The sequence below is a fragment of the uncultured Campylobacter sp. genome (assembly GCF_937949835.1).
Lineage (GTDB): Bacteria > Campylobacterota > Campylobacteria > Campylobacterales > Campylobacteraceae > Campylobacter_B.
This window is the reverse complement of the sequence record NZ_CALEDC010000455.1, coordinates 1-10,130: the sequence shown is the minus strand read 5'-3', so window position 1 is coordinate 10,130 and position 10,130 is coordinate 1. Positions and strand designations below refer to the sequence as shown.

10 protein-coding genes and 1 pseudogene are annotated in these 10,130 nt (G+C 46.6%); 2 read left to right on the top strand and 9 right to left on the bottom strand.

Features of this window, described 5'->3' with window-relative positions:
- From Q0256_RS10120 to Q0256_RS10080, 9 genes and pseudogenes are all read right to left on the bottom strand, one after another.
- Positions 1 to 848: pseudogene (locus tag Q0256_RS10120) on the bottom strand (hypothetical protein); the annotation flags it as partial.
- A 1-nt stretch (position 849) separates the two neighbouring features.
- Positions 850 to 1,431 carry a hypothetical protein gene (locus Q0256_RS10115; protein WP_297962689.1) on the bottom strand — a complete coding sequence of 194 codons (582 nt, stop codon included), beginning with the start codon at positions 1,429 to 1,431 and terminating at the stop codon, positions 850 to 852.
- 518 nt (positions 1,432 to 1,949) lie between these two features.
- Entirely contained in the window at positions 1,950 to 3,167 is a 1,218-nt protein-coding gene (locus tag Q0256_RS10110) for a type IV pilus twitching motility protein PilT (RefSeq protein WP_177388521.1), read from the bottom strand.
- Positions 3,167 to 4,174 carry a transaldolase gene (locus Q0256_RS10105; protein WP_297962687.1) on the bottom strand — a complete coding sequence of 336 codons (1,008 nt, stop codon included), beginning with the start codon at positions 4,172 to 4,174 and terminating at the stop codon, positions 3,167 to 3,169. The genes Q0256_RS10110 and Q0256_RS10105 overlap by 1 nt, the downstream gene beginning before the upstream one ends.
- The gene (gene serB, locus Q0256_RS10100) at positions 4,167 to 4,790 is read right to left on the bottom strand and encodes a phosphoserine phosphatase SerB (protein ID WP_297962685.1); all 624 of its coding nucleotides are present in this window, start codon (positions 4,788 to 4,790) and stop codon (positions 4,167 to 4,169) included. The genes Q0256_RS10105 and serB overlap by 8 nt, the downstream gene beginning before the upstream one ends.
- A gap of 31 nt (positions 4,791 to 4,821) precedes the next feature.
- Positions 4,822 to 5,556, bottom strand: coding sequence for a metallophosphoesterase (locus Q0256_RS10095; protein WP_297962683.1), 735 nt, complete (start codon positions 5,554 to 5,556; stop codon positions 4,822 to 4,824).
- A 42-nt stretch (positions 5,557 to 5,598) separates the two neighbouring features.
- Positions 5,599 to 6,606, bottom strand: a complete 1,008-nt coding sequence (argC, locus tag Q0256_RS10090; protein ID WP_297962681.1) for an N-acetyl-gamma-glutamyl-phosphate reductase — start codon at positions 6,604 to 6,606, stop codon at positions 5,599 to 5,601.
- A gap of 1 nt (position 6,607) precedes the next feature.
- The gene (gene greA, locus Q0256_RS10085) at positions 6,608 to 7,099 is read right to left on the bottom strand and encodes a transcription elongation factor GreA (RefSeq protein WP_291938241.1); all 492 of its coding nucleotides are present in this window, start codon (positions 7,097 to 7,099) and stop codon (positions 6,608 to 6,610) included.
- Between the two features lie 48 nt (positions 7,100 to 7,147).
- Positions 7,148 to 8,335, bottom strand: a complete 1,188-nt coding sequence (locus Q0256_RS10080) for a lipid-A-disaccharide synthase (protein ID WP_297962678.1) — start codon at positions 8,333 to 8,335, stop codon at positions 7,148 to 7,150.
- A gap of 68 nt (positions 8,336 to 8,403) precedes the next feature.
- Here Q0256_RS10080 and Q0256_RS10075 point away from each other — a divergent pair, with 68 nt between their 5' ends.
- Positions 8,404 to 8,904 (top strand): hypothetical protein, encoded by a 501-nt coding sequence (locus tag Q0256_RS10075; RefSeq protein ID WP_297962676.1) that lies wholly within the window; start codon positions 8,404 to 8,406, stop codon positions 8,902 to 8,904.
- A gap of 415 nt (positions 8,905 to 9,319) precedes the next feature.
- A complete protein-coding gene (surE, locus tag Q0256_RS10070; RefSeq protein WP_297962674.1) occupies positions 9,320 to 10,099 on the top strand; it encodes a 5'/3'-nucleotidase SurE in 780 nt (259 codons plus the stop codon).
- Positions 10,100 to 10,130 lie beyond the last annotated feature (31 nt).

Sequence of the window (10,130 nt, the reverse complement as noted above, 5' to 3'; positions counted from 1 at the left end):
CCGGATTTGATCTTATTTTCGATGACGATTGCGTGGTTTTGATCTTTGATGAAAATATCTATATTTTTGTATTCTCTTAAAATTTGCGCATCTTCACTTACGTTTAGCCGTAAAATTTCACTTGCAAATTTTAAAAATAGCTTCGCATCGTTTCGCAGATAATAGACTATCCAATTTGAAAAGCTTAACTCATCGTCCATTTTGCCGATTATCTCTAAGATATTTTGCTCTTTAGCTTTAAAATTTAAAATTTCATCTCGTTTAATCCGTTTCGCAGTGTCGCCGCTCTGCCAAAGCTCGGGCACGAAAATTTTATCCAGCACGCTTTCGTGGCGGACATATTGCTTCAAAGATTGCGAGGAAAATTTAAATGGCACTAAAAAATGCGTTTCGTCTATCAATTTCTCGTCATCAACGATGTAAAATTTAAATTTTGGTTTTTTAAAATTCGACGTCTCAAATGTTATATACGCCGCATTGGGGCTATCGTTTTCGCTTTCAAATAGCTCGTTTAGAGGCACACCGCCGTAAGTGATATTTTGTGCTTCAATCATTTCGGATTGTCTTTTAAGCTCCTCTTTAGCGCCGCGCTTTCTGCCGCTAGCAAAAAGTTCATCGCTCAAAAGCAGTTTTAACTCGCTAGCGCGAGCTAAAATTTCAAAACAGTGTTTCGAGATGGCACGTACTAAAAGGACTTTGTGTGCGTCCTTCGCATCCTCGTTTATCGTGCCGTAAGGATTTACATAGATGTAGTGCCTGCCGTTATCTGCCTTAAAAAGATTGATGATTTCGTGCCCCAAGCTCTCGTTCAAATAACCGCCCGAAAACATTCGATTTATAATTATCATCTCAGAATAAATTCCTATCTATATTTTTGGCGCTAAATTTAAGTACGCATTCTCGTATGGCGTTGCGTACTTCGTCGCGCTTTTGTTTGTCGTAAAAATATAATCCCGTCGAGCCGAAGCTTCCAAAGACGTAGAGATAATATCTTGTTTGGATATCATTAATGCGCCGCCCCAATCTAGCTGTTTTAGCATTTTTGGAGCTCATCCTAAAAAATTTAATCACCGCTAGGAAAATTTTAAAAATATTGGCGCTTTTTACCTCTTTTTTCTCTAAGCGCATATCCTCGATTTGATCTGCCGTGACGGTTTTGCTTCGCATTAAATTCCAATACGGCGCGCAGAGCAAAACGGCTACAATGCTATTTTCAACGTCGCTTCTAGGGAAAGTGATTTTACCCGTTTGCATATCGATCAGGTATCTTTTGTTTTTGTTGTAGATCAAAATGCTTTGAAACGGCAAAAGCACTAAAATCACGGCACCCACGCCTGATGGTAACAGCAAAATTCCAATGAGTAGCGCCCATTTAAAATTTTTAAAAACGACCTCTAGCGCGGTATGGACATCGATTATTTCATATTTCATAAAATTCTCTTGCGATGAAATTTTAAAATTTTATTCATTTGATCGCTTGCGCGATTTAAATTCTAAAAAGCGCCGAAGCATTAAGACCTCAGCGCTTTTTAGATAAATTTCGCGACCAAATACGGCGCGAGATTATTTCCTTTTGCGGCGCTTTTTATCGCCCGCTTTTTGGGCGGGAGTTCTAAAGCATCCTGCCTTTTTTGTTTTGTTGGAACTCATTCGGTTCTTAACTGGCATTTCCTGCTCCTTATAGAAAAAATATACGTAATTATACCCCCCCCCCCCCTGAAATTTGGTTGAAATTTTGTTTATTAAAGATTAAAAGATTAAATGAATGGGAATTTCAAACGAGCGCTCAACATAGAATTTTGATCAGAATTTTAAATTTTTAAAATGAAATTTAACATAGTATTTGCCCGCGTAGCAGCGGGCAAGCGAATAGAATTCCGCCTGCGCGGCAGCAGGCAGAATTCTTTAAAATTTTAAATTGCAAAATTTAGAATTTTAAAATTTGCGACTTAGCGGATCTCTTTTAGCTGTACGACTTCGCCGGCGAGCATCTCTTCGGCGCTCTCTCCGGATTCTGCTGCCAAATCCCTTTTTTTGGCAAGATCGACGTTTTTGATCTGTAGATCGAGGTCGTTTCGCTTAGAGGCCTTATCCAGCGCCTCCTCGCGAGTAATGATGCCATCTCTGTAAAGATCGAGCAGGTGCTGATCGAAGGTCTGCATGCCGTAGGTGTTGCGACCATCGGCGATCGCGTCTGGAATTTCATCGTCGCGCGCATCAAGTATCATATCCTTAATACGGGTGTTTTTGCGTAGAATTTCAACGACGGCTACGCGCTTTCCCTCGATAGTACGGGCAAGGCGCTGAGATATGACCGCCTCTAAGACGGACGCGAGCGTCATTCGGATACGCTCCTGTTCGGCCTGCTCAAACATCGCGATAATGCGGTTTACCGTCTCTTTCGCATCAATGGTATGCACCGTCGAAAACACTAAGTGGCCCGTTTCTGCGGCGTGAAGTGCGGTCTCGATCGTCTCTAAATCGCGCATCTCGCCCACAAATATGACGTCTGGATCCTCTCGCAGCGCAGCGCGAAGCGAATCGGCGAAGTTATTGCAGTCCTCACCAATAGCGCGCTGATTGATAATGCATTTATCGTCTTTGAAAACGAACTCCACGGGGTCTTCAATCGTAACGACGTGGCTGGTTCTTTGCCTATTTATGCGATTGATCATGCTTGCGATCGTGGTCGTCTTTCCGCTTCCCGTAGGTCCCGTAAGTAGCACGACGCCGCGCATAGCAGTGTCGCAAATATCTTTAATCGAAGGCGGTAGACCTAGATCGTCGATCTCTGGAATTTTAACCGGGATCGTTCGGAAAACCGCGCTGATACCGTCGATCTGAAAGAAAATATTAACGCGGAAGCGATAATCTTCGTTTAGCTTGTAGGTAAAATCCACGCTCTTTTTCTCGATAAGCTCAGGAAAGCGCGTGATGAGAAGCTCCTTAGCTAGCGTCATCGCGTCTTCTTTCAAAAATGGCGTTTTACTAAATTTTACTAGCTCGCCGTGGATACGACCTCTGATGACCGCGCCTGATTTAATGTGAAGGTCGCTACCGCCGTTTTGGATTAGAAATTCCAGATATTTATTTAGCCTATCTCGCTGCTTAAAATCCAGCGTAGAAGCGTCAACTTGATACTGCGAATAATCTATAGAACCCGCCATCATTTCTCCTTTTTAAGTGTTTTTATTATCTCTTTAAATGCTTCTTCAAAGGCCACCAGTCCGTCATCCAGCAGCTTTTTATACGCCTTTTTCATATCGATCTTCGCGTCCGCTACGCGAGCGAAAAATTCCTCTATCTGCGCGTCGCTAGGCGGCATTTTGGGCTTTTGATCGCCGCTTATAAAAGCCTCTATGGTCTCAAGCGGCGCGGTGTTTACGCAGCCCGGATACATTAGCTCGCTTACGTAGTAATCCTTCGGCAGATCATCTCCTTTTACGCCCGTGCTCGCAAACAGCGGCTTTACGTAGTTTAAATTTTCTTTAGCGATGATATTGTAGCACTTCGCGGCGTTCATTATGCCGATTTTGCCGGTAGGAAGGCCCGCCGCGGCCATTTTTTCATCCAGTAACCTATCGAAGCGGCTAACGAAGATGCTAATTACGGTTTTTGGTAAATTTGCCTTCGGGAAGTAGCGACGAAAGCCCGCGATTCCCTCTTTTATCGCCTCGATGCATTTTACGGTCTGTTCGGGCGAAAAAACCAAGGTCGCGTTTACGCTGATCCCCTTTTTTAGTAGATCGCGCATCGCTTCGTAGCCTGCCTTGGTCGCGGGGATTTTTATCATTACGTTTGGCATACCGATCGTGCTATATAGGTGCTTGCCTTCACGATACATCGCCTCGGCGTCGTCTGCGAAATATGGATCGACCTCGATACTCACAAAGCCGTCATCGCCGTTGATAAAATTTTTAAGCAGGCTCTCCGCCGCGCTTCTGATGTCCGCGGTGGCTAAAATTTCATACAGCTTTTTAGGCTCTTTTTTTCTAAATTCCTCTTTGGCTGCATCGTATGCGGGGGAGCTTAGGATCGCATTTTTAAAGATTGCGGGATTGGAGGTAGCGCCGTTAATTATCCCCTTTTTGATCAGCTCGTCGAAATCTTTATCGATAAAATCGCGCTCCAAAAAGTCGCACCAAAGGCTGAAATTTAGGGCTTTATCATACATATTTCATAATCTCCTTCAAATCCTTTTTTTCAATGCAGACGCTCGCGTGCTCTTTTAAAATTTCATTCGCGCAAAAAGCGATTTTAAGTCCCGCCTCGCGAAACATCGAAACGTCGTTCGCGCCGTCTCCCACGCACATTACTTCGCTTGCGCTTAGGCCCATCAGCGATTTAAGCTGCGCAAGCAGGACGCCTTTTGAGTATCCAAACATCATCTCGCCGCCAAAAAGCCCGGTTAAAATTCCGTCCTTTTCATGCAGATAGTTCGCAAAGCTCGCGTCAAAGCCTAGTTTTTTCTGCGCGGCGTCGGTAGCGAGATGAAATCCGCCGCTAAAGACGATCACCTTTATGCCTTTATTTTTCAGATACGCGATGATCTCGCTAGCGCCGCAAACAAAAGGCAGGCTTTCTGCGATAGCTTTAGCATCGCTAAGCTTCATCCCCTTTATCAGCGCCACGCGCTCGCTAAGGCTCTCGAAAAAATCAAGCTCTCCCGCCATCGCGCGCTTCGTGATTTCGCTAACTTGTCGCTGCGTGCCCATTTTGGCGGCGAAAAAACCTATCGTCTCGCCGTCCATCAGCGTAGAATCAAAGTCGAAAACACAAAGCTTTATCATAAATATCCTCGCAAAAATTTAGGAATTATAGCTAATTTAAGTTTAAGTTTTTTGGAATTAGCATAAATTTTTCGCTTTTTGCGACCTCGTAAATTTTGCTCCTGACCCCGAACGAGCACAAATTTATATATTTTTTCTCGCCGAAATATAAAATTTCATCTTGATGATAATGCCCCTCGATGATCAAATTCGCCGCATAAAAATCGATCTTCGGCGCGATTATATCCTTAAAATTTGGCATTTTTTTGTATAGGTTTTTCCCTTTTTGCGATTTTAAGATCATCTTTGAAATTTTAAATTTTAAAGCGCGATCGAGCAGGTCCATAAATTTTAAGAAAGCTCTATTTCGTAGCGAAAGCAGCGCAAACTGCGTCAGGCGCGGCAAAAACAGATCGCCGTGCGCGATCTGTACCGCTTCGCCGCTCTCGCAGATAAATTTCACGGGCTGCGCGGCGTTTGGATAAACTTTTGCGCGGGGGAAAATTTCGCGCAGATTAAAATCGTGGTTGCCCTCGAAGTAAAAAATTTCGCATTTTCGCGACAGCTCGTTTATTAGCGCGATCTCCTCTTCGTAGAAGCGCTGCACGTAGGTCGTGTTTGCCAAAAAATCAAACATATCGCCCATCATAAAAATTTGAGGCGGCAGGCTTTGTGCAGAACGCAGCGCGCGCAAGAATTTCAAAAATTGCGGCCTGCTCGCGCCCGCGTGCGCATCGCCGATAAAGATCGCGCTGGGTTTTATCGTCTGAATTTGATCATTTTGCATTTAGGCTCCGGCGCGTGACGGCTTTTGCAAAAAGCTCATCGCTTAAATTCCGTGCGCGATGCGCGGCAGCGCCGCAGCTTCGGCGAATCCGCACATTAAATTTGCATTTGCGACCGCCTGCGACGAGGCTCCGCGCAAAAGATTATCGATCGCCGAGTTGATCCAAATTTTATCGCCCGCAGTTTTTACAAAAATATCGCAAAAGTGCGTTCCTACGACGTTTTTTATACTCACGGGCTCGCTTCGGACGCGCACGAAAGGCTCGTTTTCGTAAAATTCCCGCAGCACCGCCTCTGCGTCCACGCTCTTTTGCAGCACTCCGAACGCGCTAACTAGCATTCCGCGCGTAATCGGCAGCAAATTCGGCACGAAAAGCGTGCTAAATTCGCTGCCTTTTAAAATTTGCAGCTGCTCTTTGATCTCGTCTGCGTGGCGATGCGAGATCGGCGAGTAGGCATTTGCGTTTTCGTTCACGCTTACGAAATGGCTGCTCGTTTTAAGAGCCTTGCCTGCGCCGCTTACTCCGCTTTTTGCGTCGATAAATACGCCGGTATCCGGATCTAGTAGCCGCACGAACGGCGCGAGCGCCAAAATAGAGCAGGTAGGATAGCAGCCCGGATTTGCGGTAAGCCGCGCCGCGCGGATCTTTTCGCGATTTAGCTCGGGCAGCCCGTAAACGGCGTGGGCTAAATTACGAGGGTCTAAATGCGCGGTGTAATTTTTCTCGTAAAGCTCGCGGCTTAGGCGGTAATCAGCCGATAGATCGACTACCTTGACGTTTTTAAATTTTAAAATTTCGCGGGCAAATTCCATCGCTTTTTCATGCGGCAGCGCCAAAAAAATAAGATCGCATCTTTGCGCCGCAACGGGAGCGTCCGCGGCTTCTACGTGCATCTCAAACACGCCACGAAGCTGCGGAAAAATTTCGCTTATCTCTCCATCTGTCGAGGCGCCCAAATACGAAATTTCAAAGCTCGGGTGGGAAAGTAGAACCTTAATCAGCTCAAGCCCAGTATAGCCGCTAACGCCGATGATGCCTACTTTTTTCACGCTAATTCTCAAATTTTATCGGCTTGTATTCGACGCTTAAAATTTCCACGTCGCGAGTGCCTGATGGTAGCTGAAGCACCACCTCATCGCCCTCTGCTTTGCCTAAAAGTTGGCGCGCAAGAGGTGTGTTTATATTGATAAGTTTACGCGAGATATCCGCTTCGCTAAGTCCTACGATGACGTAGGTCTCCTCCCGCTCGGTCTCCACGTCCATAAAGGTAACGGTGGAGCCGAATTTTACACGGTCGTGCTCGTAGGTCGAGGGGTCGATGATCTTTGAGCGAGAGACGATGTCGCTAAGCTCGGCGATGCGCGAGAGCAAGAACGCCTGCTCTTCGCGCGCCGCGTGGTACTCGGCGTTTTCTTTCAGATCGCCGTGTCCGCGCGCGATGTCGATCTGCTGGACTATGTGAGGCAGCTTCACGCTCTGAAGCTCCTTGAGCTCGGAGGTGATCTTTTCGTATCCGTAAAGCGTCATTGGTTCTGTCGTCATAATCTTCCTTTCTTTTTATCAAATTATATAAGCTTTAGCCTTAAAATTTTAGCTCGCAGGCTGCGTTAAAATTTTTGCCACGTTTTCGCTGGAACCGAATTTCAGATAATCTCGCAGCTTCTTGCTCGCAAGTTTAAATTTAGCGGCGTCGCAGCGCTCGTATGCAGAAAGTAGGTTTTGCGCGCTTACCTCGGATTGCAAAAGCTCCTCATGCAGCGGCTCCTCGCCCAAAAAATCAAAAATAATATTCGCAAGCCCCACGTGCTTTAGCTTTACGAGCTTTCGCGCAAGCCAAACGTCAAACGCGCGAGCTTTGTAGCACAGCACGAACGGAGTGCCGATGAGCGCCGCCTCAAGCGTCGCCGTGCCCGAGCAGATGAAGGCAAAATCGCAATCCTTAAGCGTGGCAGGAGTATCGTTTGCGATGCTAAAGCCGTCCAGAGGCCCGTAAATTTCATCTCTTTGATCCATCAGATGCGGCGGGATTATTAAGACTCGCTCGCTATTTTCAAATTTAGGCGCAAGGGCTCTAAAAATCGGCATCAGCCTTGAAATTTCAGCCCTACGCGAGCCTGGCATAAAGGCGATCTTGCCCTGTTTTTCGTAGCTTGTTTTTTGAAATTTTATCTCATCAAGCAGCGGATGCCCCACGAAAGAATACTTCGCAGTTTTAGCGTTTTGTTTGCTCGGGCGCGCGGCATTCTCTTTCTGCGCGGCGTCTTTATCTTCTGTTTCTTGTAGTTCAGCGTCTTTGCTCTCCGCTTCTTGCGGCACAGCGCCTTTATCTCCCTCGCAATCCGCGCCGAAAAATTTCGCCTCAAAAGGCCAGATGGAGAGCAGATTGTCGCAAAACGCCTTCAGCTTCTCCGCTCTGTGCGGCTTCCACGCCCAAACCTGCGGCAGGATATAATATGAAATTTCCGCGCGCGCGCCGCTTTCTTTGATCGCGCGAGCTAGCGGCAGATTAAACGCGGGCGAGTCGATCAAAAGCACACGATCGCACTCCGCCGCAAGCCGCGTCATCTGCGCTATCGCGCGCTTGGCTTTTAAAATCAGCGGCAGAATTTCTATAAAACCCATCGCCGAAAATTCGCTGCTTTTGTATATCGGCGAACCCAGCTTTTCATCGAAAATTCCGCAAATCTCGCAAGTGGTATCGAGCCTTTTAAGATGCTCAAAAACCTCTTTGAAATGCAGGTTCGCAGAGGGTTCTAGGCAAGAGATTAAATATTTCAAATTTAGCCTTTTAAATTTTTGTTAATTATAGCAAAATGTGCTAAAATTAAGCCGACAAAGGATTTAAGATGAGAAATTTTAAAATTTTAGCGTTATGCGGCGCGTTCGCGATGTTGCTGGGCGGTTGCGGCGCGGCTAAATACCAAAAGCGTCAAGTCACCGAGGATCCCGCAGTAACGGCGCGTTTTGAGGCGCTTAGTAAGCTAGGCTCGCCCGCACTCGTCGCTAAAGCCGCAGCTAGCGAGATCGCAGCAGATGTAGGCGGCGCCAAGCCCCACGTTAAGGTTGCGCAGTTTGCGATCCTAGAAGAAATTAGCGCACAAGGAAGCGATCTGATCTATGCCTACTCGCTAAGCCCTGGCTGGGCGAGCCTGAAAAGCTCCGATCGGCAAAAATATCTCAAATTGTTAACCAAGGATATTACCGAAAATGACTGCAACGCACCTAGTACGCGAGCTTTATTGCGAAGCGGAGTGCGCGAAGTGCACCGATTTTTCTATGATTATCCAAGCTCGCATCTACTTGATTCGCAGGTGAGCGAGGAGATATGCCGCAAAGCAGGGTTATAGATAAGTCTAGCGTAATTTTATGCCGCGGATTTGCATCGGCGCGAAAGCAAAATTTCGTGGTGTAAAATTTTACGATAATTTAAAAGACAAATTTTGCGGTGAGTTGCGGAATGCGGTCGCAAAATTTAATTTAAGAAATTTCGAAAGCGAAATTTAGGCGATGAAATTACGTGGCAGGCTATAAAATTTGTAGCGAAAAAAGATAAAATTTCGTAGCAAAAAGACGGAATTTTTCTATGAATTTTGTGATCTAAGTTTCGTGATGGAATTTTTGCGAAAAAATTTGGCGCAACGGAATTTTACGCCACGCAAGCTAAGTAGCAATTTTTGCATAGTAAAGAATTGAGCGTTAGATTTTTACAGACGTAATTCCGTTCCGATAGGCCTGTCGTGAAATTTTAGCTAAAGAGAGAATATGAAAGAAATTTTAATCACCAATGACGATGGATTCGAAGCGCGCGGGCTTTTAGAACTTGCAAGCGCGCTAAGATCGGTCGCAAACGTCACCATCGTAGCGCCGAGCTCGGAAAAATCGGCATGCTCGCACTCGCTCACGCTCGCGCGCCCGCTTAGATTTGTAAAGCTCGATGACGGATTTTTTAAACTCGACGACGCTACGCCCGCAGACTGCGTGTATTTGGCGCTTCGCGCGCTGTATAACCGCAAGCCCGATCTCGTGGTAAGCGGCATAAATCACGGCGCCAACGTCGCGGAGGACGTGACCTATTCTGGCACGTGCGGAGGCGCGATGGAGGGGGTTTTGCAAGGCATTCCCGCGCTTGCGGTGAGCCAGTTTTACGTCGCGGATTCGCTGCAGCGATACGGATTTGATCTTGCGTGCGAGCTTGCGGTTGATCTGGTGGGGAAAATTTTCAAAAACGGCTTTCCGTTGCCGCCCAAGCAGTTTTTAAATTTAAACGTCCCTGCCGTCTCAAAGCAAGATTTTAAGGGGCTAACGGTTGCGCCATGCGGCGAGAAGCTCTACGACACCGACGCGCAGCTAAACCGCAATCCGCGCGGAATAGAGTATTATTGGCTCGGCAAATCTACGTTCGACTTTGATGCGAGTAGGAACGAAAACAGCGACATTTCGGCACTTTTTGAGGGGCGAGCGACGCTAAGTCCGATTAAGCTAAATTTGACCGCGCACGAGCAGATGAGCGCGCTAGAAAGGTGGATGAGAAACGATGAGTGAGGTTGTAGTAGACCGCTTTTCGCGCTCGCGC